The sequence below is a fragment of the Streptomyces sp. ASQP_92 genome, assembly GCF_025399895.1.
Lineage (GTDB): Bacteria > Actinomycetota > Actinomycetes > Streptomycetales > Streptomycetaceae > Streptomyces.
The window spans coordinates 885,424-908,189 of the sequence record NZ_JAODUA010000001.1 but is presented as its reverse complement, the minus strand read 5'-3'; the positions used below and the strand labels follow the sequence as shown (position 1 = coordinate 908,189).

Genomic DNA, 22,766 nt, shown 5'->3' with positions numbered 1-22,766 from the left:
CAGGGCGCCCGCCGTTGACCGGTGGGCGCCCCTCGGCGTTCCGGGCCGCGTTTCGGAGCGACCGATTCCGGTCACGCTGTGCCCCCGGCCCGTATCAGTCCGTGGGAGGGGGCTGCTGCGCCGGGCCCCTCGTCTGGTTGAATGGGGGCATGACCAGCGCCCCGAGCACCTCGACAGGTCGCACCGACCTCGAGCCGTTCTGGCCGTCGCGTCAGGACCACGACTTCGACCGGGTGTGTTGCCGCGCGAGGAACGCGCCGGCCCTCTAACGCCTCGATCCCCTCCAGGCCTTCGGCCCGCGCGCAACGACGTACGTCCCCTGCCGACGACTCTCCGCGCGAAAGAGCTGACCCCTCATGGCGAACACCCGTACCCTCCAGCCCTCCGACGCCCCCGCCCCTCTCCCCCGGGGCCGGCACCGACTGCGGGCCGTGGACCGCGACGAGGTGGCCCAGCCGGCCGCCGCCCAGGTCCTCGACTTCCTTCCGCCGGGCGCCACCTGGCTGCCCGCCCCCCAGCACACCCTGCCCGCGCTGCCGGGGCGGCCCCCGATGGTCGGCTATCTGGTGCTGGTCCCGGCCGACCACCAGCCCCCGGTCCTGGCGGCGGCCCCCGAGTCCCTGACGCCCGTGCCGGTCGAGCCCGGCACCGGCGGTGACGCCCTGGTACGGATCGACGGGGCACGCCGGATCGCCTCGGTGCACGGGCGCCAACTCGACCTCACCTACCTGGAGTTCGAGCTCCTCGCCCACCTGGTGGCGCATCCGCACCGGGTGCACACCCGCGACCAGCTCGTGACCACGGTGTGGGGCTACGGGCACGTCGGCGACGGCCGCACCGTGGACGTCCATGTGGCCCGGCTGCGCCGCAAGATGGGCGCCGAACACCGCGGGGCCATCCAGACCGTGCGCCGGGTGGGCTACAAGTACGCCCCCTGATCCCCTCGACGGTGCTCGCCGGGCCGCTCCCCCCGCCCGTACCGGCCACCGGGGTGTCGCCAGCTACACCCCCCGCCCGGGGGCCGGACCCCGTGACCCGGGGTCCGGGGCTCGGCGACACTGAGGTCCGGCAGCACGGGCGAGGGAGACGGGGACACGATGAACGCGAGCAGGGCACGCGAGGGACTGGCGGCGGGGGCGCGGGGCGTCGCGGTGGCACTGAGCGCGCTGACCGCCTCGATCGTCCTGTTCGTCCTCGCCGTGGTCTCGATCGGCCTCATCCCGCTCGGCATCGGGGTGGTGACCACACCTGCCGTCCTCGGCAGGGTGCGCGCGCACGCCGACATCCGGCGCAGGCTCGCCGCGCAGTGGAGCGGGGTGCGGATCGGCTCCGCCTACCCCCCGGTGCCCTGCCGCCCCGGCTGGATGGGCGCGGTCCAGCGGTGCGCGGCGCTGCTGCGGTCCCCGGCGACCTGGCACGATCTGCGCTGGCTCCTAGTGGACATGACCGCGGGCGCCGTGCTCGCGCTCCTGCCGGGGACCCTGCTCGCCTACCTCGGCTACGGCTGGGTGCTCGCGCTCGGGGTGTGGCGGCCGATCGCGGACGCGGGCGGCGACTGGTTCCTGTTCATCCACGTCACCAGCCAGGCGAGCGCGTTCGCGGCCGCCGCGCTCGGCACCGCGATGTTCGCGCTCGGCCTGTTCGTCAACCCGGCCCTGCTGCGCGCCCACTTCAGGCTCGCCGCCGCGGTGCTCGCCCCCTCCCGCGAGGCCGAACTGGCCCAGCGCGTCGACCGCCTCACCGAGACCCGGCACGACGCCGTGGACACCTCGGCGGCCGAACTGCGGCGCATCGAGCGGGACTTGCACGACGGAGCGCAAGCGCGGCTCGTCGCGATGGGGATGAACCTGGGCACCATCGAGGCGCTCGTCGAGACGGACCCGGCGCAGGCCAAGAAGCTCCTCGCGATGGCCCGCGCCTCGTCCGCCGAGGCGCTGACCGAGCTGCGCGACCTGGTGCGCGGCATCCACCCGCCGGTCCTCGCCGAGCGTGGACTGGCCGACGCCATCAGGGCGTTGGCGCTGCGGCTGCCGGTGCCCACGGAGGTCTCGGTGGATCTGCCGGAGCGGGCCCGCGCCGAGGCGCCGGTGGAGTCGGCGGCTTACTTCGCGGTCAGCGAGGTGCTCACCAACGCCGTCAAGCACGCGGCGGCGGACAGCATCTGGGTCGACCTGTCGTACGCGGCGGGCGCGCTGCGCGTCTCCGTCGGCGACAACGGCAGGGGCGGGGCCGCCTCGGGGGCGGGCGGCGGCCTGAACGGGGTCGAGCGGCGGCTCGGTACATTCGACGGCGTGCTCGCCGTCAGCAGCCCCGCGGGCGGCCCCACTCTGGTCACCCTGGAGATCCCTTGCGCGTTGTCCTAGCCGAAGACCTGTTCCTGCTGCGCGACGGCCTCGTCAGGATGCTGGAGGCGTTCGACTTCGAGATCGTCGCCGCCGTGGAGAGCGGGCCCGAGCTGACCCGGGCGCTGGCCGACCTGGAGCCGGACGTCGCGATCGTCGATGTCCGGCTCCCGCCGTCGCACACCGACGAGGGCCTCCAGTGCGCGCTCGCCGCCCGCCGGGCCCGGCCCGGCCTGCCGGTCCTGGTCCTGTCCCAGCACGTGGAGCAGCTCTACGCGCGCGAGCTCCTGGCGGACGGCACCGGCGGCGTCGGCTATCTGCTCAAGGACCGGGTGTTCGACGCGGCGCAGTTCGTGGACGCGGTACGCCGGGTGGCCGCCGGCGGCACCGCGATGGACCCCCAGGTGATCCAGCAGCTGCTCTCCCGCAAGGCGCAGGACAAGCCGCTCGGCAAGCTCACCCCGCGCGAGCTGGAGGTGATGGAGCTGATGGCGCAGGGCCGCTCCAACGCGGCGATAGCCGAGCGGCTCGTCGTCACCGAGCGGGCCATCGCCAAGCACACCTCCAACATCTTCGCGAAGCTGGGCCTGCCGGTCTCCGACGACGACAATCGCCGGGTGCTCGCGGTGCTCGCCTACCTCGACCGCGGCTGAGGCGGACCCGCCCGGCCGCCGCGGCGGGGACGGCCGGCCGATCCGGGTTAGCCTGGCGGACAATGAACCGCATGATCACGCCTTGGGGCGAGCACGAACTGACCCGATTCCCCGAAGACCCCCGCGACCCGCTGCGGGCCTGGGACGCCGCCGACGAGTATCTGCTGCGCCACCTCGCCACCATCGGGGACCTGGACCTGTCGGGGACCGTCGTCGTCACCGGCGACCGCTGGGGCGCGCTCACCACGGCCCTTGCCGAGCACCACCCCGTACAGATCAGCGACTCGTTCCTGGCCCAGGAGGCGACCCGGGCCAACCTGGCGCGGGCGGGCCGCGCGCCGGATTCCGTACGCCTGCTGTCGACCCGGGACGAGGTGCCCGAGCGCGTCGACGTGCTGCTCGTACGGGTGCCCAAGAGCCTCGGGCTCCTGGAGGACCAGCTGCTGCGGATCGCGCCCTCGCTGCACGCGGGCACGGTCGTGGTCGGCGCCGGGATGGTCAAGGAGATCCACACCTCGACGCTGGACCTGTTCGAGCGGATCCTGGGCCCGACGAAGACCTCGCTGGCCGAGAAGAAGGCACGGCTGATCTTCACCACCGTGGATCCGGAGCTCGCCAGGCCCCGCAACCCGTGGCCGCTGACGTACTCCCTGGAGCTGGGCATCGGCCCCGCGTCCGGGCTCGCCGTCACCAATCACGCCGGGGTGTTCTGCGCCGACCGCCTCGACATCGGGACCCGCTTCCTGCTCCAGCACCTGCCCGAGCGCACCGGCCCGGACCACGTGGTGGACCTGGGCTGCGGCAACGGGATCGTGGGGACGGCCGCGGCGCTGGCCAACCCGGAGGCGCGGGTCACCTTCGTCGACGAGTCGCACCCGGCGATGGCGTCGGCCGAGGCCACCTTCCGGATGTGCGCGGGGCCCGACCGCGAGGCGGAGTTCCGGCTCGGCGACGGCCTGGCCGACTTCCCGCCCGAGAGCGCCGACCTGGTCCTGAACAACCCGCCGTTCCACACCCACCAGGCGACGACGGACCGCACCTCCTCGCGGATGTTCGCCGACGCCCGCGCCGCGCTGCGCGAGGGCGGTGAGCTGTGGGTGGTCGGCAACCGCCACCTCGGCTACCACGAGAAGCTCCGCCGGATGTTCGGCGCCTGCGACGTCATGGCGTCCGACCCGAAGTTCGTGGTGCTGCGTGCGGTGAAGCGGGCGCGCTGAGCCGTCGGGGCGGGTGTCAACTCCCGTTAATCTCCGGAGCCGTTGAACGCCCCACCCCTCACTTGCGTATGGAACTGCGCGCTTCAAGCGAAGGAGTTCCATGGGACGCATCGCACGCTCACCCCGAAAACGCTCGACCCTTCCCCGCCGGATGACGCTGGCCGCGGCCGCGCTCATCCTGGGGGGAGGCGGGCTCGCCGCGGTCAATTTCTACGCGTCCGCCAGTGAGGGCGGCGGGGGCGGCCACGGGTCGTCCGGGCACGACATGGCGCAGATGCGCATGGTGTCGACCATCGACTGTCCGGACGTCGGTAATTCCCTGTCCACCGTGCCCGATTCCGCGAAGTCGCGGGTCGACCGCCAGCTGGCCGACCTCGATACCCAGATCACTGACGCGTATACGACGTTCGCCGACAACAAGGACCGGATCCAGCGCGATCCCCGCCTCGCGGACTCGATGGTGCTCGCCCCGCTGAAAGAGCAGCGCACCGATTCCATCGGGCGCATCGCGGACGCCACCGGGCAGCGCGACCTCAACGGCAAGGGCCTCGCGCCCTGCACGATGCGGGCCGCCGACGACCCGTCGTCCGGTGCGCAGGACGGCCAGAACGGGCAGGACGGGCAGGACGCTCAAGGCGGCCAGGACGGGCAGGGGAACGGTCAGGGCGAGGATGTCGGCGTCCAGTCGTTCGCCGCCTCCGCCTCCGGTCTCTCCCGCCGCGACTTCGTCGACATCCGGTCCGTGCGCCCGAACGTCGCCGCCCCGCCCGCCCGGCGCGGCGCCTCCACCGGGAGCTTCACCAGCGACTGCGGGCGCAACGAGAACGGCAAACGCAACCCCGACAACGTGATCGTCGCGCCGGGTGTGGGAAATGGCGCCCACCATATGCACGACTACGTCGGAAACCAGGCGACGGACGCCTTCGCCAGTGACAACGATCTGGCCCGGGGAAAGACGAGTTGCCGCAACCAGGGCGACAAGTCCACCTATTACTGGCCGGTCGTCCGCCTTCTCGGCCAGGGCAACGACGTGGACGCCAAGGCCAAGGGCGGCGGCAAGGACAAGAACGTCGGAAAGATCCAGACCCCGGCGCAGGCGACGATCCGGTTCGTCGGCAGCCCGGTGGGCAAGGTCACCGCGATGCCCCGGTTCCTGCGGATCATCACCGGCGACGCGAAGGCGTTCACCAATGGCGACGCCAATGCCAATGCCTCCTGGAGCTGCACCGGATTCGAGAACCGCCAGCTCAAGGACAAATACCCGCTGTGCCCCCAGGGCAGCAAAGTGGTCCGCACCTTCAATTTCCAGAGTTGCTGGGACGGAAAGAACATCGACAGCGCCAATCACCGCACCCATGTCGCCTTCGCCGACAAGTCGGGTGCCTGTCCGGCGGGATTCAAGGCGATTCCCCAGCTCGTGCAGCGCATCGTCTACGACCTGCCCGCCAAGGCCGGCGCCTTCGCGGTGGACTCGTTCCCCGAGCAGCTCCACAAGCCCGTCACCGATCACGGTGACTTCATCGACGTCTTCAGCGACGCGCTGATGGGGAAGGTGGTGGACTGCGTCAATTCGGGGCGCTCCTGCGCCTGAGCCCCCGCGCCAGGGCGCGAGGAGGCATCTGCCGCCGCGCGGCCGACCCGGTCAGTGTCCGGAATGCATGGTCCCGGTCTCGACACTGCCACCGAGTCGGCCGCGCAGTGCCGTGACCACCGACTGCTCGCCCACCGCCACCCACTTGCGGCCCACCAGATAGGCGCCGCCGTAGTCCTTCGCCTCGTTGATCCACTCCCGCTGGCCGCGGTCGGTGGCGAAGGTGGCCAGCACATAACGGCCGTCCGCCGTCGTGCAGTTGGCCCGGCGCAGCTCGGCCGAGTCCGTCGAGAGGACCGGCCGGCAGTCGGCGCGGGCGGCCAGCTCCTCCAGGGTTCCGCCCGCGGTCTTCGAAGGCTTCGGCGACGACGCGTCGCACCCGGTCAGCACGGCGAGTGCCACAACCGCCCCAAGGACCACTCGTGCATGGTTTCGCATCACCCCATCCTGCCCCCAACTCCCTTATGAACAAAGCGACTTGGCGATATTTCGTACGCCGCCGGGCGGCCGGGCCCCCGATGCCCGATCATGGACACATGCGTGTCCCCACCCTCGCGCCGCTGTATGTGGGCGGCGTCCAGCTGATCGCGTACGCGAGCCGGCGGCTGCTCGACGACGCGGCCCGCCGGGACCTGCTGCGCTCGTGCTCCACCAACGTGGACAACTTGAGCGCCGGCCGCCACGCGACGCTGGCCACCAGCGCGCTGCTCGTCGAGGAGCCCATGGAGCTGCCCTACGCACTGCTCCTGCTCGCCGTGCTGGGCTACGCGGAGTACGCGCACGGGGCCTGGTGGGCGGCCGGGGTCTTCGCGCTCGGCCATGGAGGGGCCACCCTCCTGGTGTACGGGGGCCTGCGCGCGGGCCGCCCCTCGGCGGCCACCCGCTCCGCCCTGGACGTGGGCGGCAGCTACGGCTTCTACGCCACCCTCGGGGCGCTGACCTCAACGCTCCCGCGCGGCGCCCTGCGCACCGGCGCCCGCGCGGCCCTGCTCGCGCTCACCGTGAAGCCCCTGCTCGGGGCCGGGCGCGGCTTCACGGACGCGGGACACTACGCGGCCCTGGGGCTCGGCCTCGGGGTGGCGCGGGCCGTGGACTACCGTTCGGGAGGAAACCGGTAGATTTCCCCCGCTCAGGAGCCACCCGTACATGATCGCGATCCCCGCCACCACCATCGCCAATCTGCGTGACCTCGGCTCCGCCCCGCTCTCCGGAGGCCGCAGCGTCCGCCCGGGCCTGGTCTTCCGGGCCGGCCAGCTCGACCGCATGGACCCGGCCGCCGACCCCGCGGTGGCCTCGCTCGGGCTGCGGACGATCCTGGACCTGCGCACCGACGCGGAGCGCGCCGACCATCCGGACCGGGTGCCGGCCGGGGCCCGCCTGCTGGTCGCCGACGCGCTCGCGGACACGATCTCGGCCGCCGGGGCGCCCGCCGCGGCCCAGCTCAAGCACATCCTATCCGACCCGGTCCTGGCCGAGAGGCACCTGGGCGGCGGCCGCGCTCAGGCGCTGTTCGCCGACACCTACCGCGCGCTCGTCTCCTCCGGCTCCGCCCGCGCCGCCTACCGCACGCTCCTGACGGAGCTGGCCGCCGACGACGCGGTGCCGCTCCTCTTCCACTGCACGGCGGGCAAGGACCGCACCGGCTGGGCGGCCACGGTGATCCTGACCCTGCTCGGCGCCGACGAGGAGACCGTCGAGCGCGAGTACCTGTCGGTCAACCCGGCGGTGCGCGAGGCCTTCGCCCCGCTCATCGAGGGCTTCGTCGCCCAGGGCGGCGACCCCGAGATCGCGCTCGCCGTCATCGGCGTGGTGCCGCAGTACCTGGGGGCGGCGCTTGACGAGGTCGCGTCGCGGTACGGCTCGATGGAGAAGTACGTCCGCGAGGGGCTCGGGGTGCCGGACGAGGCGGTGTCCCGGCTGCGCGAACGGCTCATCGCGTGACCACCCCGCACCGGCGTCAACTCCCGGGTGGCGTGCGCTGGTTGGGCCCGGGGTGACCATCTCCACATTCGCTCGTTTTGCTGAACGTGGCCCCAGAGCAGGACATCCTCAACCCACCCGCCCCCTCCGTCGGCGTCGAGCAGGCCGAGGCCGCGCTCGTCGAGCACTACCCGCGGCTGGTGCGGCTCGCCTACCTCGTGCTGCCGCCCTCCCTCGGGCGCAACCGCCGGGTGCTGACCGCGCACGCCATCGTGCAGCGCTCGCTGCCGCGCGGCCGCGGCGGCTCCGGTGACGCCTCCGCCGGAGGGCTGATCCCGGGGGCCCGGCGGGCCGACGCGGGCGTGGATCCGGGGTATGTGTACGTCCGGCGGCGGGTGGTGCGCCAGGCACTCGAAGCGGGGCTTCCGCTGCGGCGCAGGGCCTGGCCCAAGCGGGCCCAGTTCCCGCCGCTGCTGCCGCAGGTCTGGGGCCTGAGGCTGTTCCCGCGCTCGGGCGGCGCCGATGAACTCGCCCTGGACCAGCACCTATCCGCCCTGTCCGGGCCCGCCCGCGCGGCCTATGTGCTGCGCGGCCTCGAACGGCTCGGCGACGAGGCGGTGTGCGCGGAGCTGACCGCCGCCGGGGTCGACCACGCGCGCCGCGCCCTCACCGAGGCCGGCGAGGCCGAGCCGCGCTCGGCGCTGCTGGAGTCCGCCGAGTTCGACCCCTGCTCGCTCCAGGCGCGGCCCACCGATCTGATGCGCCGCCGCCAGCACGGCCGGGCCGCGCTCGCCGCCGTGGCGGCGCTCGTGGTGTGCGGGGCGCTCATCGGTCTGCCCGGCGACGGCTGGGGGCCGAACGGCGCGGCCGCGCCGGCCTCCGCGCAGAACCCGGCGGCCCTGGCCGCGCTCGACCCCGGCCGGCTGCTGCGGGTCGAGCCCACGGCGTGGACGACCGCGACCCGGACCGACTTCTCGGTGTGGCCGGCCCGGGGCAATCTGCTCGGCGACGCGGCGCTGCTGCGGCGGGCGCTCGCGGTGTGGGCGCGGCCGGGCGAGTCCGTGCAGGTCTCGGCGACGCCCGGCACCCCCTCGGGTCCGCCGATGGGCGCGCCCCAACTGCTGTTCGCGGGCGATGTGGACCAGGCCAGGGTGGTGTTGTTCTACGACGGGCTGCGGGTGGCCCGCTACGCCGAGCCGCACCAGGGCACCGCCGGGGCCGCGCTCGACTTCGCGCGGGTGGACGCCGCCGACGCGACCTCGGCGAGCGCGCTCGTGGTGGGCCGCACCGACGGCAATGTGCGCTATCTGACGGCGCCCTGGGTGCGCGAGGTCTCGGTACGCGATCTGCTCACGCCGGACGCTTCGGCTCGGGAACTGCGCCGGGACGGGAACGGGGTGACCGGCCCGGTCATCTCGCCGAGCCAGGCGCGCCAGTGCACGTCCTGGGACGCCCTGGAGTTCCACGACGACAGCGGGGTGCGGCTGATGACCGACCTCGGCGAGCTGGCTCCGGCCCGGCTGACCTGGGGCCCGCCCTCGGACGTCCGCGATGTCGGGGACCGCTCGGCGCGCGAGGGCTGGGCGCGCACCGCGTGCCTGCTGCCCACCGTGCGCTCGCACGGGGTGCGTTCCGTCAACGACTGGCGGTTCGCCCAGCAGGCGCTGCCCGAGAGCAATGGCACCGGCGACTGGATCTGCACCCGGGCCGAGACCTGGCGGGGCGCGGGCAGCCGGGTGTTCGCCCAGTTCCAGGCGCCTTCCACCCGGCTCGCGCCGGGCGCGATCGTGGCCCGCGCCGAGAACACCGCGTCCTGCGGCGCCCGCGAGGCGCGGGTGCTGGCCGGGGTGCTGTGGAAATCGCGCGGCGGGAACTGGTTCGTGCTCGCGGCGGGCAGCCCGCAGGTGGCGTCGGTGACGCTGTCCGGCGGGATGACCGGCAGCGAGAAGGGCAATCTGCTGGCGGTACGGGCCAAGGAGGGGGCGCGCGCCGAGCTCAACGGGCGGCTCGCGGACGGGAGTCCGATCAACACCCTGCGCTGAGCCCTCCCCCGAACAATCCGGTGCGGACCCCTGTCGCTGCGGCGTACCCGTCAGTACATTGACGCCATGTCTAATACGCCGCAGCCCGCTCCGGTCGCGGAGGAGCGCATCGAGCTGAAGGCCCGGAACGTCTCGTTCGCGTGGGAGAACACCCCGCTGCACTGGATACCGGGCGACCCGTTCACCGGCCACACCATCAATGTGCTGCATCTGCTGCTGCCGGCCGGTGAGCGCTGGTTCGTGCACGTGTACAAGCAGGTGCTGCCGCTCATCACGGACGACCGGCTGCGCGAGGACGTCATCGGCTTCATCGGCCAGGAGGCGATGCACTCCGCCGCGCACGACGACGTACTGCCCCATCTGAAGAAGCTCGGCCTCGACCCGACGCCCTACACCGCGCAGGTGGACTGGCTCTTCGAGAAGCTCCTCGGGGACCGGACGCTGCCGCCGGGCCGGGCGCGCCGGTGGTGGCTGATGGAGCGGGTCGCCACGATCGCGGCGATAGAGCACTACACCGCGTTCCTCGGCAACTGGATCCTCAACGCCGAGACCCTGGACCGGTGCGGCGCCGACCCCACGATGCTGGACCTGCTGCGCTGGCACGGCGCGGAGGAGGTCGAGCACCGCTCGGTGGCCTTCGAGTTGTTCCTGCACCTCGACGGCGGCTACCGGCGCCGGGTGCGCACCTGGGCCACCGCGTTCACCGCGCTCGCCTTCCTGTGGCAGCGCGGGGCCCGCTTCTTCATGGCGAACGACCCGACGCCGTCGGTCGGCCGGGCGAGCCTGAGGGCGTTCTACCGGGCGGGCCGCGCCGGGATGCTGCCGTCCACCCCCGCCATGCTGAAGTCCGTCCCGCGCTATCTGAGCCGGGACTACCACCCCTCGCAGGAGGGCAGTACGGCGCAGGCCGTGGCCTATCTCGCGTCCTCGCCCGGCGCGGGCGGGGGCCGCTGACATGCGCCGTGCCACCACCCTCGCCCTGGCCGCGGGGGCCGCGCTGCTCACCCGGCGGGCGCTGCGCCGCCGCATCGGCGTCTCGCCGCTGTGGCCGCTGCCCGCCCTGGAGGACCCCATATCGGGGCGCGGCAGCAGGCGTTCCACCGTCGCCCTCAGGCTGAGGGTCGGCGAGCGCACCGAGCCCGCCGAAGGCGTCGTACGGCTGCGTCTGGTGGCGCCGGACGGGGGCGAGCTGCCCTCCTGGGAGCCGGGCGCGCATCTCGATCTGGTGCTGCCGTCGGGCCTGGTGCGCCAGTACTCGCTCTGCGGTGACCCCGCCGACCGGACCTCGTACACCGTCGCCACCCGTCTCGTCGAGGGCGGCCGGGGCGGTTCGGCGGAGGTGCACGAGCGGCTCACGGAGGCGGTGGAGCTCTCCGCGCGCGGGCCGCGCAACCGCTTCCCGCTGGTGGCGAGCGCCTCGTACGTGTTCGTGGCCGGCGGCATCGGGATCACCCCGATCCTGCCCATGCTGGCGGCGGTTGAGGCCGCCGGCGCCTCGTGGCGGCTGCTGTACGGCGGCCGCTCGCGGACCACGATGCCCTTTCTCGACGAGGTAGAGCGGTTCGGCGGGCGGGTCACCGTGGTCGCCGAGGACGAGTCGGGGCTGCCGGACCTCGCCGCCTTCCTCGCCAACTCCCCTGCGCAAGCCGCCGTTTACTGCTGTGGACCCGAGCCCCTGATGGAGGCGGTCACCGCGGCACTCGGCCCCGGCCGCATCCCGTACCTGGAGCGGTTCGCGCCCGGCGCGTCCGCGACGGGCGCCGGGTTCGAGGTGGAGCTGCGCCGCTCGGGCCGCACCCTCGCCGTCCCGGCGGACCGCTCGCTGCTCTCCGTGCTGCGCGCGGAGGTACCCGGTGTTTCCTACTCCTGCGAGCAGGGCTTCTGCGGAACCTGTCAACAGCGGGTCCTGGAAGGCGAGATCGACCACCGGGACGAACTGCTCACGGACACGGAACGCGACGACTCGATGCTGATCTGTGTATCGCGGTGCCTCGGCAGGAAGCTGGTGCTCGACCTATAGGTACTCTGTTCGCATGACGACCGGGGTACGGCGCAGGATGGGCGTCGAGGAGCGCAGGCGGCAGCTCATCGGGGTCGCCCTCGAACTGTTCAGCCACCGCTCGCCCGACGAGGTGTCCATCGACGAGATAGCGGCGGCAGCGGGCATCTCCCGTCCGCTGGTGTACCACTACTTCCCCGGTAAGCAGAGCCTGTACGAGGCCGCGCTGCGCCGGGCCGCGGACGAGCTGGCCGGTCGTTTCCTGGAGCCCCACGAGGGCCCGCTCGGTGCCCGGCTGCTGCGGGTGATGGGGCGCTACTTCGACTTCGTCGACGAGCACGGGCCCGGCTTCTCCGCGCTGATGCGGGGCGGCCCGGCCGTCGGCTCCTCCACCGCCAACGCCATGATCGACGAGGTGCGCGACGCCGCGTACCTCCAGATCCTGTCCCACCTGGGCGTCCAACAGCCGCCGGCGCGGCTGGAGTTGGTCGTACGGTCGTGGGTGTCGCTCGCCGAGGCGACGGCGCTGATCTGGCTGGACGGACGGCGCATCCCCCGCGATGAGCTGGAGTTGCAGCTGGTGCACGACTTCGCTGCGCTGGCCGCGGTGAGCGCCGCCCAGGACGAGGAGATGGCGGCGATCGTGCTGCGCATGCTCGCGGACGAGCCGGCCGACGGCCCGTTCGGCGAGCTGGTGGGCCGGCTCGGCGCCCTGCTCCCCCTGGTGCCCTCGCCCCGGCTCGGCTGAGCCCTGCGGCATGATCGTTCCATGACCCCGGAACTGCTCTTCGACCTCGCCGGCGACGGTGACCTCCCCGTCCTGACCGGCCTGTACGACGGCGCCGCCCGCTGGATGCGGGACCACGGCATCGACCAGTGGCAGCCCGGCGGCAAGGACGCCGAGCACTTCCGGCTGCGGATGAAGGAGGGCGAGGTGTGGCTCGCCCGCGCCGGGTCCGCCGTCGTCGGGGCGTACGAACTGTGGTGGCGGGACGAGCCGGCCTGGGGCGAACAGCCGCCGGTGGCCGGCTATGTGCACCGGTTGATGGTGGACCGGGCGGCCGCGCCGCGCGGCTCCGGCCGGGCCATGCTGGCCCACGCCGAGCGGCGGACCGCCGAGGCGGGCCGCCCGCTGTGCCGCCTGGACTGCCGCTCGGACAACGCGGCCCTGATCCGCTACTACGAGGGCCTGGGGTACGCGGTGGTCGGGGAGCAGGCGGCGAAGACGGACGGCGGGGGCAGCCCGTACGCGGTCACGCTGATGGAGAAGGCCCTCGCTCCGGGAAGCCGCCCCTGAGGGCCAGCGCGAGCCCGTCGTCCAGGCCGGTGGCCACACCCCGGCCGAACGCCGAGTCGTAGGCCCCGTCGCCGAGTGCGGCCCGCGCCCGGCGTTCGCCCTGGCGGCGCACGGCGGTCAGCCCCGGCGCACCCATCTGCTCCTTGCCGACCGTGCGCCAGCATTCGCGGCTCAGCCCCAGGAGCAGTGCGCCGTCCTCGCCGTCGCCCTGGGAGGCGACCGCGCAGGCCAGCATGTCCAGGCCCATCGCGATGCCGAAGCTGTCGTGCAGCAGGCGTTTGCCGGCCAGCATGGCGCGGGCGTGGGCGGCTGCCTCGGCGGGCCGGTCCAGGGCGAGCGCGCCCGCGGCCAGCATGTAGTCGGCGAACGCCCGCATCCAGTGTTCGCCGTGTGCGGCGCACTCGTCGCGCAGCACCACGGCTTCGGCGGACGCCTCGGCGTGGCGCCCGAGCGTGCTCAGCGCGTAGCTGCGGGCGAGGGCGCACAGGGCGCGGCCGGGGGTGAACCGGTCGTTCTCGGCGAGGGCGGGGTCGAGGATGGCGAGGGCCTGCTCGGGCTCGCCCGGCATGAGGATGCTGGAGCCGTAGAGGTGGGCCGCGCGCAGCCGCTCCTCGGGGTCGGTGGCGGTGCGGAAGCACTCCTCGCCGAGCCGGTGCGCCATGACGAAGTCGCCCTGGAGCAGGGTGCACATGCCGAGCGCCCACACGGCGGCGGACCGGTAGGGACCCGGCCCGGGGCAGCCGTCCAGGGCGCGCTGGAGGTAGCCCCGCCCCTCGCGCTGGCGGCCGCAGCAGAACCAGACGAACCAGAGCGAGCCCGCCATGTCGAGGGCGGCCTCGGGGTCGGTAGCGAGGAGGTGTTCGAGGGCGGTACGCAGATCGGCGTGCTCGGCCTCCAGGCGGGTGTACCAGGCGAGTTGGGCGGGCCCCATCCAGGCGGCGGACGCCTCGCGGGCGATGCGTCCGAAGCGGCGGGCGTGACGGTCGGCGGCCTCCGGGGTCTCGCCGAGTTCGTCGAGCCAGCGCAGGCCGTACTCGCGGATGGTGTCGAGCATGCGGTGGGCGAAGCGGCCGGACGGTTCGAGCCGGGTGCGCACCACCGACTTGTCGACGAGCCCGGCCAGGACCTGTTCGACGGCGCAGGCGGGCAGGGGGCCGCCCGCGCCGATGTCCTGGGCGGCCGCGAGGTCGAAGTCGCCCGCGAACACGGAGAGCCGGGCCCAGAGCAGCCGTTCCAGGGGTTCGCACAACTCGTGGCTCCAGCCGATGGCGGTGCGCAGCGTCTGGTGGCGCGCCACCGTCGCGACCCGGGTGTCGGTGAGCACCTCGAAGCGGGAGCCGAGCCGGGTGGCGAGTTGTTCGACCGACCACGATTTGACGCGGGCGCCCGCGAGTTCGAGCGCGAGGGGGATCCCGTCGAGGCGACGGCAGACGTCGGCGGCGGCCGCGGCACGGGCCGGGTCCTCGAAGCTGAGGTGGGGCGCGGCCTCGGTGGCGCGTTCCTTGAACAGGGCCAGCGCCTCGTCCGCGACGGGCAGCGGCTCCAGCGGGAACACCTGCTCCTGCGGCCGCCCCAGCGGCTGTCTGCTGGTGGCCAGGACGGTCAGGCCCGGCGAGGTCTGGAGCAGCTCGCCGATCAGATGGCCGCAGGCGCTGATCAGGTGTTCACAGGTGTCGAGGACCAGGAGCGGCTTCTTGTCGGCGAGCCAGGCGCAGAGCGCCTCGCAGGCGGTGCGCATGGTCTGGTCGGTGAGGTCGAAGGCGTCGGCGACGGTGGCGGCGAGTAAGGCGCGGTCCCGCAGCGGCGACAGTTCCACCCACCAGACGCCGTCGGGGTGGCGCTGTGCGATCCGCCGGGCGGCGCGCAGGGCGAGCCGCGACTTTCCGACGCCGCCGGGTCCGGTGACGGTGACGAGCCGATGCTGTTCGAGGAGGCCGTCGAGGGTGGCCAGTTCGACCGACCGACCGATGAAACTCGTGCTCTCCGCAGGAAGATTCCCCACCACGGGCACAGTGTGGACCACAGTGCGGTCCCTGACGGAACCCGCGGTGGGGAACATCCGAAATCGCTCGTCGAGCGACCTGGAATGATCGGTTCAGCGTTGCTTGAAGACCGCAACGGTGCGACCCGGGACCGTGAAGCTCCCGGAACCCTGATCGTATGTGGCCGTCTTCACCACCGGGTCGGCCCCGTTCGCCTGCCCCGGGTGCAGGGCGTACGCGGCTCCCGCGAGGGACGCGACCCGCTGGACCTGCGTCCTTGGGGTGGCGTTGAAGACGACGACCAGCGGGCCGAGCCGCATGGTGATCACGCCGGGGGTCTCCTCGCGCCCCGACAGCGGGAACGACAGCGCCGACTGGACCTGCCCGGCGGTGGCGAGCCGGAACGCGCTCTCGCCGCGGCGGATCGCGAGGAGGTCCTGGTAGGCGGCCGAGGTCCCGTTGATCTCGGCGCAGCCCGGGGTGAGCGAGGGAGCGGTCAACAGGGGCCTCGCGTAAGCCCATTTGGCCTGGTTGTCGGCGGCCGTGGGCAGCCCGCGCCCGAACCCGTTGCCCGCCCGGCAGTCCCAGTGCACGGCGTTGAACCAGTCGCCGCTGTCGTAGGAGTTGCGGTCCAGCGACTTCGAGCGGAGCAGGTCGCTGCCGGCCTGGGACAGGGCCGGGCCCTGGGAGAGCGCGGCGGTGGCGAGCGCCAGGACCTGCATGCGGGAGCGGCCGGCGGCCGGGGTGGCGACGGGCAGTTTGTAGGCGAGCGCGTCGTAGAGGGACTCGTTGTCGTGGGCGTCGGCGTAGGCGAGCGCGTCACCGGGGGCGGCGGCGTAGCCGGCCGGGGCGCCGTTGTAGTCGACGTCGGAGCCCTTGACCGGGCGGCCCGCGCTGTCGGTGAAGGTGTACGCGGCGAGGTTGCCGCTCAGGCCCACCTTGAGGAGGTCCTGGTAGTGCAGCAGCCGGGCCTTCTGCTCGGCCGGTGTGCCGTTCGCCGTCGAGGAGTTGGGGTCGGTGAACAGGCCCGAGGCGAAGCCCTGGACGCCCGGGTCGGCGTCGAAGGGGCCTCCGCCGCGCACCGCGTCGCGGGCCCGGTCGGAGAACGTGGCGATGCCGGTGCCCGCCATGTTCTTCTGGGTGGCCTGGGTGAAGCGGGCGTCGTCGGCGACCTCGCCGAAGTTCCAGCCCTCCCCGTACAGGATGATCTTCTTGCCGTCGACGCCGTCCTTCGCGACGGTCAGCGCGTCGAGCGCCGCCCGCACGGCGAGGATGTTGGCCTTGGGGTGGTGGCCCATGAGGTCGAAGCGGAATCCGTCGACCTTGTACTGCTTGGCCCAGGTCACCACCGAGTCGACGACGAGCTTGCCCATCATGGCGTTCTCGGGCGCGGTGTTGGCACAGCAACTGGAGTTGGCGACGCTGCCGTCGGCCAGGAGCCGCTGGTAGTAGCCGGGCACGATCTTGTCGAGGACCGAGTGGTCGGCCTGCCCGGCCGCCGCGGTGTGGTTGTAGACGACGTCCATCACGGTGCGCAGCCCCGCCTGGTTGAGCCCCTGCACCATCTGCCGGAACTCGACCGTGCGGCGCGTCCCGTCCGGGTCACTGGCGTAGGAGCCCTCGGGGACGGTGTAGTGCAGCGGGTCGTAGCCCCAGTTGTACGCGTCCTTCGCGGCGGAGCGTGCCACGCAGGCCTGTTGCTCCTGCGAGTCGGGCGCGTACGCCTTCAAGTCGCAGGCTGGTGTCGCCTGTTGGGACTTCCTCTCCGGGATGCCCGCGATGTCGAAGACCGGCAGCAGATGGACGTAGTCGGTCCCGGACTTCGCGAGCCGGGCCAGGTGCTTCATGCCGTCGGAGCCGGTGTCGGTGAAGGCGAGGTACTGGCCGGGGTGGTGCGAGGTGGGGTCACCGACGGAGAAGTCACGGACGTGCAGCTCCTGGATCCGGGCCTCCCGCAGCGGCACCGCGGCCGGCTTGCGCAGCGTGGCCCAGCCCCGGGGGGCGAGTGTCGGGTCGGCGAGGTCCACCACGAGGCTGCGGGCGGAGTCGGCGGTGAGGGCGGTGGAGTAGGGGTCGGTGACCAGGTTGGTGACCACGCCATGGGCGCTGGGCGCCCACACCCGCACCGCGTACCGGTAGGGCTTGCCCGCCCAGGACGCGGGCCCCGTCACCGACCAGACTCCGGAGGCGTCGTCGCGGCGCATCGCGAGCGTGCGCCCGTCGAGTTCGAGGGAGACCTGCCGCGCGGTCGGCGCCCACACGGACAGGGTGGGGCGGCCGTGGTCGAAGACCGGTCCGAGCGAGGCCTTGGCGGCGCCGGCGGCGTACAGGTCGTCGAGCACGCCCTGCGTCTGGACGCCGGTCGCGGCCAGCAGCGCCCCGTTCGCGGCCCGCTGGGTGGCGATGAGCTGCCCGGTGAGGGACTCACGGACGCGGGAGCGGTCGCGGGCGTCCACGGTGAAGGCCGGATAGTCCTTCAGGTGCGGGAACCTGGCCTCCTGCGCGTCGCTGAGAGCCCCGGGGGTGAGTCGCAGCCACTGGCCCTCGTCGGAGAGGGCGCCGTCCCGGACCGTGATGCCTCCGCCGGGCGCGTACACGAGCTGCTCGCTGGTCGCCCCGGTCGCCTTGACCTTCCAGACGACGGTGTCGCGGTCGATCCACTGCGCCTCGGACTTCCCGAGGTCGAGCGAGACCCCCGAACCGGCTTGCGGCAGAAGGTACTTGGGCTGTCCGGCCAGCAGCCACACCTCGTTCCCGCAGGTGGCCAGGTCCAGGGACTGGTCGTCGGGCAGGTCCTTGCGGTCGCCGTTGTGCAGGATGTAGCTGAGGGAGGTCGCGCCCTTGGCCAGGGGCACCTCGAAGGTCACCCCGTAGGCGTCGCGGCCGCTCGGCGCCAGCGGCCTGGACCAGTCGGTGGGCGAGGCGGCGCCGGTCCAGGTGTGCAGGCCCCAGCCGTCGTAGTCGCCGTCGGCCCGCGTGTAGTGCAGCACCACCTTGGAGGTGTCCTGGGGCGGCCGGGCGCCGGTGGGCGGCTGGTCCGCCTGGCCGTCCTTGCCCTGCTCCACCCACACCTCGCCGGTGCGGCCGAGGTCGACGGTCCGCAGGGGTCCGTCGGCGCCCTCGCCCCTGGCGATCGTGTAGGCGAGGGACCCGGCGCCCTGCGGGACCTTGACCCAGGCGAAGGCGCCGTAGGCGTCGCGGCCGGTGAAGGCGGCGCTCTCGCCGTCCGACTTCAGTTGCCAGCCGTCGTAGTCGCCGGCCGGACGGAGGTAGTGCACGACGGCGTAGTCCCGTTCGACGGCGGTGGGCCTGGCGGGCGGGGGCGTCGGGCCCGCCGCCGTCGTGGCGAGCGCGCTCGCGGTGCGTCCGCGCCCGTCGACCACAACCGCCTTGTACCGCAGGGGAGTTCCGGCCGCCAGACCGGTCAGGTACTGGGTGACCCGGTATGGGGCGTGGTCGGCGGAGCCGAGCGTCTGCCACTTTCCGTTGCCGATCTGCGCGGCGAAGACGACCCGGTCGAGCGGTCCGCCGGTGACGTCGGCGGAGATCTCGACGGTGCCGGTGGCTCCGGCCGCGGGGGCCTTCAGGGTGATCGACGGCTTGGCGGTGGGCACGGGCAGCGGGGCGGCGGCCTTGAGGACCAGCGAGGACAGCGCGGGCACCGTCACCTGGACGGCGCCGTCCGCGTCGCTGCGCACCGACCCCGAACGACCGTACAAATAGGCGTAGTTGGTGCGGGGCGAACCCGTGGGCAGGGTGACCGTCTTCGGCTCGGTGGCGTTGTTCACGGCCACCACGTACTCGGTGCGGGTCTTGGCGTCCGTACGCGAGAAGGCGTAGACGGAGTCCTTGGCGTAGCGCTCGGTCTGGACGCCGTCGCGCAGCGCCGGGTTGGCCCGGGTCAGGCGGGACAGGTCGGCGATGGCGCGGTAGAGCGGGTGCGTGGGGTCGTAGGCGTCGAAGGCGTGGGTGCGGTCGGTGCCCAGCTCGTCGTCGTCGAGGTAGTCGGGGACCTGGGAGGCGAACAGGGTCTGGCGGGCGTCCTTGTCGCCGCCGGCGCCGGTGAAGCCCTGCTCGTCGCCGTAGTAGACCACCGGGTTGCCCCGGCTGAAGAACATCAACTCGTTTGCCAGCCGGTCGCGTTGGAGCAGTTCCGCCTCGCTCGCCCCGGGGTGGTCCTGCTTGAGGAAGGCGCCGATGCGGCCCATGTCGTGGTTGCCGAGGAAGGTGACCTGCTCGTAGGCGTTGGCCTTGTCGGTGGTGTAGCGGTAGTCCTGGGCGAACAGCGCCGCGAGCTTGTCGGCGGGGGCTCCCCGGGAGGCGTACTGGCGGGCCGCGTCCTGGAAGGGGAAGTCGAGGGTGGCGTCCAGGCGGCCCCGGGTGACGTACGGGGAGGTGAGGGCGGGGTCGGCGGAGTAGGTCTCGCCGAACAGGAAGAAGCCGGGCCGGCCCCGCTTCTTGGCGTACGCGTCGAGCGCGGTCGCCCACTGGGTCCAGAAGTCCAGGTCGACGTGTTTGACGGTGTCGATGCGGAAGCCGTCCACGGCGAAGTCGTGGACCCACTTCTCGTAGATGTCCTCCATGCCGGAGACGACCTCGGGCCGTTCGGTCCACAGGTCGTCGAGCCCGGAGAAGTCGCCGTACTCGGCGCTCTCGCCCGCGAACGTCGAATCGCCCCGGTTGTGGTACATCGTGGGGTCGTTGAGCCAGGCCGGGACCTTCTTCTCCTTCACGACGGGCGTGTAGGGGAAGGAGTTCACGTCGACCTTCCTCACGCCCGTACGGTCGTCGAAGGGGCGGCCGCTGGTGTCGAGGTAGGGGTAGGCGCCCTTGGGCCGGTAGCCGTACTGCCGCTCGGCGTAGTCGACGGTGTCGGCGGTGTGGTTGGTGATGACGTCGAAGAAGACCTTCATCCCTTTGGCGTGGGCCGCCGCTATCAGCCGGGTGAGGTCGGCGTTGGTCCCGAAGTGCGGGTCGACCTGGGTGAAGTCGGTGATCCAGTACCCGTGGTACCCGGCGGAGGCGTCCTTGCCGGTGCCCTGTACGGGCTTGTTCTTGAAGATCGGGGCGAGCCAGATGGCGGTGGTGCCGAGGCCCTTGATGTAGTCGAGCCGCTGGGTGATCCCCTTGAGGTCGCCGCCCTGGTAGAAGCCCTTGTCCGTGGGGTCGTACCCGGTCTCCAGGCGCGAACCGGCAAGCCCGCCGCGGTTGTTGGAGCTGTCGCCGTCGGCGAACCGGTCCGGGAGCACGAAGTAGAACTGCTCGCGCGTCGCGTCGTGCCGGGCCGGCTCGGCGGCCAGGCGCGCGTCGCCGGGCGGGGCGGGCGGCTTCGGCGCGGCGGTGGCGGCCGTGGCGGGGACGAGCGCCGCACACAGGGCGGCCGCGACGGCGACCGCCGTTCTTCGCAGGGGGATCACCGGGGGCTCCTCGGTCGTACCGACGCGGCTGAATGTTCTTGCTGCAAAATTGCAAGCGCTTCTCAGCAGGTGACCGTAGGAGGGAGGGCGGGATCCGGTCAACGGTTCGAGCGGAATCCGGCTCGATTGACGGTGAATTTGCAAGCAGTTGCGAGCCGAGAGGCGCGGCCATCAGGCGGGCGCGTAGCCTCGCTCGCGCACATGCTCCCCGACGATCCGGGTGAACGCGCGGGCGGCGGCGCCGCGGTAGGCGTTGTCGCGGCGCAGCAGGACGACCGTGCGCGCGGGCAGCGACGGTTCGAGCGGAACGGGCACGAGGTACGGGTGGTCGTGCGTGACGGCGTCCGGCAGGACGGTGGCGAGCGGGGTGCGGCGGACGATCTCCGTCAGGGCGTGGACGGAGTTGGCCTCGACGGCGATGCGCGGGGTGACGCGGTGCTGCCCGAGGTAGGCGTCGATGTGCCCCCGGGTGGCGAAGTCGCCGCTCAGCAGGGCAAGTTGACGCTCCCTCAGGTCGCGCACGGCGAGCGGCGCGACCCGCCCGGTACCGGCGGCGGCGACGAGAGCGAGGGTCTCGGTGTAGAGGGGCGTCGCATGGATCCCGGGCAGATGCGGCCGGGCGAAGGCGACGCCGAGGTCGAGCTCGTCGGCGAGCAGCGCCGCCTCGATGCGGTCCTGCGCCAACTCCCGTACGTCCAGGGCGATGCCGGGGTGGCGCGTGTGCAGCTCCGCCATGAGCGGGCCGACGAGGTACGCCGTGAAGGTCGGGGTCACCGCGAGGCGCAGGGTGCCGCGGGAGAGGTCGGCGATGTCCAGGACGGCGCGCTCGGCGGCGGCGAGGTCCCGCAGGGCGCGGCGCGCGTAGTGAGCGTAGGCCTCCCCCGCGTCCGTGAGCCGCACGGAGCGCCCGGTGCGGTCGAGCAACTGAACGCCGACGGTGCGCTCCAGCTGCTTGACCTGCTGGGACAGGGTGGGCTGGGAGACCCGCAGCTCCTCGGCGGCGCGGGTGAAGCTGCCCTGCTCGGCGACGGCGAGCAGATAGCGCAGGTGACGCAGTTCCGGAGCCATGACTCCCACTATAGGTGAGAGCTATAGCAGATATGGAACGTACGTCTTGGACTCTATAGGCGCTGCTCATGCAGGGTGGTTGTCGCCGGGTCGGCCCTACGGCCCGGCAGCACACCGAGGGAGCAGTCACTCATGCCAGACACCCCGCACGTCCTCGCCGAAGGCGTCGAGCGCTTCCGGCGCGGCGTCTTTCCCGCCCGGGCGGACCTCTTCACCCGTCTCGCCACCACCCATCGGCCGGCCACGCTGTTCATCGGCTGCTCCGACGCCCGGGTGGTGCCCGAACTGATCACCCAGAGCGAGCCGGGCGAGCTGTTCGTCATCCGCACGGCCGGGAACCTGGTGCCCGCCCACGCGCCGGGTGCGGACGGCGTCGCGGCGAGCATCGAGTACGCCGTGGCCGTGCTGGGAGTCGGCGACATCGTGGTCTGCGGCCACTCGGCATGCGGGGCGATGACGGCCCTGGCCGAGCGGCACGACCTGAGCGCGGCGCCCGCGGTCGCCGCGTGGCTGCGGCACGCGGACGCGGCCCCGGCCCACTCGGACACCGCGGACCTGGCCGCCCTGGTCCGCGGCAACGTACGGGCCCAGCTGGCGAACCTGGCCACACATCCCTCGGTGGCCCGCGCCGTGGCCGGGCAGCGGCTGACCCTGCACGGCTGGGTCTACGACATCCCGACCGGCGCGGTCGAGGACGTCACGCCCTGATCCGCCCCCTCCCTCAACCCACCTGCACACCATAGGAGTTACCCCATGATCCAGAGCCAGTTCGACACCACCGCCCGCCAGGACCTCGCCATCGCCGCCGTCGAGGCGAAGCTCCGCAAGGACCTGTCGTGGAAGGAGATCGCCGACGCGGCGGGCCTCTCGGTCGCGTTCGTCACCGCGGCCGTGCTCGGCCAGCACGCGCTGCCCGCCGACTCCGCGCGGGCCGTCGCGGAGCTGCTCGGCCTCGACGACGACGCGGCGCCGCTCCTGACCACGGTCCCGAGCCGCGGCTCGATCCCGGGCGGCGTGCCCACCGACCCCACGATCTACCGCTTCTACGAGATGCTCCAGGTGTACGGCACCACGCTGAAGGCACTGGTGCACGAGGAGTTCGGGGACGGCATCATCAGCGCGATCAACTTCAGGCTGGACGTGCGGAAGGTGGCCGACCCCGAGGGCGGGGAGCGTGCCGTGATCACCCTGGACGGCAAGTACCTGCCCACCAAGCCGTTCTGATCCCCGCCGAGCGC

The 22,766-nt window shown here is 72.8% G+C and carries 18 protein-coding genes; 14 read left to right on the top strand and 4 right to left on the bottom strand.

From position 1 onward, the window contains the following. Nucleotides 1-356 precede the first annotated feature (356 nt). From N4G70_RS03950 to N4G70_RS03930, 5 genes are all read left to right on the top strand, one after another. Nucleotides 357-938 carry a winged helix-turn-helix domain-containing protein gene (locus N4G70_RS03950; protein WP_261710945.1) on the top strand — a complete coding sequence of 194 codons (582 nt, stop codon included), beginning with the start codon at nt 357-359 and terminating at the stop codon, nt 936-938. Between the two features lie 159 nt (nt 939-1,097). Continuing rightward, nucleotides 1,098-2,363 carry a histidine kinase gene (locus N4G70_RS03945; protein WP_261710944.1) on the top strand — a complete coding sequence of 422 codons (1,266 nt, stop codon included), beginning with the start codon at nt 1,098-1,100 and terminating at the stop codon, nt 2,361-2,363. After that, nucleotides 2,348-2,995, top strand: a complete 648-nt coding sequence (locus N4G70_RS03940) for a response regulator transcription factor (protein ID WP_261710943.1) — start codon at nt 2,348-2,350, stop codon at nt 2,993-2,995. The genes N4G70_RS03945 and N4G70_RS03940 overlap by 16 nt, the downstream gene beginning before the upstream one ends. 71 nt (nt 2,996-3,066) lie before the next feature. After that, nucleotides 3,067-4,212 carry a methyltransferase gene (locus tag N4G70_RS03935; RefSeq protein ID WP_261710942.1) on the top strand — a complete coding sequence of 382 codons (1,146 nt, stop codon included), beginning with the start codon at nt 3,067-3,069 and terminating at the stop codon, nt 4,210-4,212. 100 nt (nt 4,213-4,312) lie between these two features. Continuing rightward, nucleotides 4,313-5,803, top strand: a complete 1,491-nt coding sequence (locus N4G70_RS03930; RefSeq protein WP_261710941.1) for a DUF1996 domain-containing protein — start codon at nt 4,313-4,315, stop codon at nt 5,801-5,803. A gap of 51 nt (nt 5,804-5,854) precedes the next feature. Here the strand turns inward: N4G70_RS03930 and N4G70_RS03925 are convergent, their stop codons facing one another. Beyond that, on the bottom strand, nt 5,855-6,241 hold the full coding sequence (locus tag N4G70_RS03925; RefSeq protein WP_261710940.1) for a hypothetical protein: 387 nt from the start codon (nt 6,239-6,241) through the stop codon (nt 5,855-5,857). Between the two features lie 98 nt (nt 6,242-6,339). On the opposite strand from N4G70_RS03925, the gene N4G70_RS03920 reads away from it, so the two are divergent. The 7 genes from N4G70_RS03920 (at nt 6,340) to N4G70_RS03890 (ending at nt 13,061) form a co-directional block, all read left to right on the top strand. Then, nucleotides 6,340-6,921, top strand: a complete 582-nt coding sequence (locus N4G70_RS03920) for a rhomboid-like protein (protein ID WP_261710939.1) — start codon at nt 6,340-6,342, stop codon at nt 6,919-6,921. Between the two features lie 28 nt (nt 6,922-6,949). After that, a complete protein-coding gene (locus N4G70_RS03915) occupies nt 6,950-7,744 on the top strand; it encodes a tyrosine-protein phosphatase (RefSeq protein WP_261710938.1) in 795 nt (264 codons plus the stop codon). Nucleotides 7,745-7,821: 77 nt separating this feature from the next. After that, a complete protein-coding gene (locus N4G70_RS03910; protein ID WP_399034008.1) occupies nt 7,822-9,765 on the top strand; it encodes a hypothetical protein in 1,944 nt (647 codons plus the stop codon). 66 nt (nt 9,766-9,831) lie between these two features. After that, a complete protein-coding gene (locus N4G70_RS03905) occupies nt 9,832-10,719 on the top strand; it encodes a metal-dependent hydrolase (protein WP_261710936.1) in 888 nt (295 codons plus the stop codon). 1 nt (nt 10,720) lies between these two features. Then, the gene (locus N4G70_RS03900; protein WP_261710935.1) at nt 10,721-11,785 is read left to right on the top strand and encodes a PDR/VanB family oxidoreductase; all 1,065 of its coding nucleotides are present in this window, start codon (nt 10,721-10,723) and stop codon (nt 11,783-11,785) included. 13 nt (nt 11,786-11,798) lie between these two features. After that, the gene (locus N4G70_RS03895; RefSeq protein WP_261710934.1) at nt 11,799-12,512 is read left to right on the top strand and encodes a TetR/AcrR family transcriptional regulator; all 714 of its coding nucleotides are present in this window, start codon (nt 11,799-11,801) and stop codon (nt 12,510-12,512) included. A gap of 21 nt (nt 12,513-12,533) precedes the next feature. After that, on the top strand, nt 12,534-13,061 hold the full coding sequence (locus N4G70_RS03890) for a GNAT family N-acetyltransferase (protein ID WP_261710933.1): 528 nt from the start codon (nt 12,534-12,536) through the stop codon (nt 13,059-13,061). Here N4G70_RS03890 and N4G70_RS03885 read toward each other — a convergent pair. From N4G70_RS03885 to cynR, 3 genes are all read right to left on the bottom strand, one after another. Beyond that, nucleotides 13,018-15,063 carry an NB-ARC domain-containing protein gene (locus N4G70_RS03885; protein WP_315904219.1) on the bottom strand — a complete coding sequence of 682 codons (2,046 nt, stop codon included), beginning with the start codon at nt 15,061-15,063 and terminating at the stop codon, nt 13,018-13,020. The two genes, N4G70_RS03890 and N4G70_RS03885, sit on opposite strands and share 44 nt — an antisense overlap. 93 nt (nt 15,064-15,156) lie before the next feature. Continuing rightward, complete coding sequence (gene pulA / locus N4G70_RS03880; protein ID WP_261710931.1) at nt 15,157-20,460, bottom strand: pullulanase-type alpha-1,6-glucosidase; 5,304 nt, start codon at nt 20,458-20,460, stop codon at nt 15,157-15,159. Between the two features lie 171 nt (nt 20,461-20,631). Continuing rightward, nucleotides 20,632-21,528: a transcriptional regulator CynR gene (gene cynR, locus N4G70_RS03875; protein WP_261710930.1), complete on the bottom strand. Its 897-nt coding sequence runs from the start codon at nt 21,526-21,528 to the stop codon at nt 20,632-20,634. A 132-nt stretch (nt 21,529-21,660) separates the two neighbouring features. Between cynR and N4G70_RS03870 the strand changes: the two genes are divergently transcribed. Continuing rightward, nucleotides 21,661-22,236, top strand: coding sequence for a carbonic anhydrase (locus N4G70_RS03870; protein WP_261710929.1), 576 nt, complete (start codon nt 21,661-21,663; stop codon nt 22,234-22,236). Between the two features lie 45 nt (nt 22,237-22,281). Beyond that, complete coding sequence (gene cynS, locus N4G70_RS03865; RefSeq protein ID WP_261710928.1) at nt 22,282-22,752, top strand: cyanase; 471 nt, start codon at nt 22,282-22,284, stop codon at nt 22,750-22,752. The last annotated feature ends 14 nt before the right edge of the window (nt 22,753-22,766 follow it).

Coding starts and splice junctions, on each gene's coding strand:
- N4G70_RS03925 (WP_261710940.1), bottom strand. CDS start 6,241: ATGCGAAACCATGCACGAGTGGTCCTTGGGGCGGTTGTGGCACTCGCC.
- N4G70_RS03890 (WP_261710933.1), top strand. CDS start 12,534: ATGACCCCGGAACTGCTCTTCGACCTCGCCGGCGACGGTGACCTCCCC.
- N4G70_RS03945 (WP_261710944.1), top strand. CDS start 1,098: ATGAACGCGAGCAGGGCACGCGAGGGACTGGCGGCGGGGGCGCGGGGC.
- N4G70_RS03950 (WP_261710945.1), top strand. CDS start 357: ATGGCGAACACCCGTACCCTCCAGCCCTCCGACGCCCCCGCCCCTCTC.
- N4G70_RS03935 (WP_261710942.1), top strand. CDS start 3,067: ATGATCACGCCTTGGGGCGAGCACGAACTGACCCGATTCCCCGAAGAC.
- N4G70_RS03870 (WP_261710929.1), top strand. CDS start 21,661: ATGCCAGACACCCCGCACGTCCTCGCCGAAGGCGTCGAGCGCTTCCGG.
- N4G70_RS03905 (WP_261710936.1), top strand. CDS start 9,832: ATGTCTAATACGCCGCAGCCCGCTCCGGTCGCGGAGGAGCGCATCGAG.
- cynR (WP_261710930.1), bottom strand. CDS start 21,528: ATGGCTCCGGAACTGCGTCACCTGCGCTATCTGCTCGCCGTCGCCGAG.
- N4G70_RS03920 (WP_261710939.1), top strand. CDS start 6,340: ATGCGTGTCCCCACCCTCGCGCCGCTGTATGTGGGCGGCGTCCAGCTG.
- N4G70_RS03900 (WP_261710935.1), top strand. CDS start 10,721: ATGCGCCGTGCCACCACCCTCGCCCTGGCCGCGGGGGCCGCGCTGCTC.
- cynS (WP_261710928.1), top strand. CDS start 22,282: ATGATCCAGAGCCAGTTCGACACCACCGCCCGCCAGGACCTCGCCATC.
- N4G70_RS03895 (WP_261710934.1), top strand. CDS start 11,799: ATGACGACCGGGGTACGGCGCAGGATGGGCGTCGAGGAGCGCAGGCGG.
- N4G70_RS03930 (WP_261710941.1), top strand. CDS start 4,313: ATGGGACGCATCGCACGCTCACCCCGAAAACGCTCGACCCTTCCCCGC.
- N4G70_RS03915 (WP_261710938.1), top strand. CDS start 6,950: ATGATCGCGATCCCCGCCACCACCATCGCCAATCTGCGTGACCTCGGC.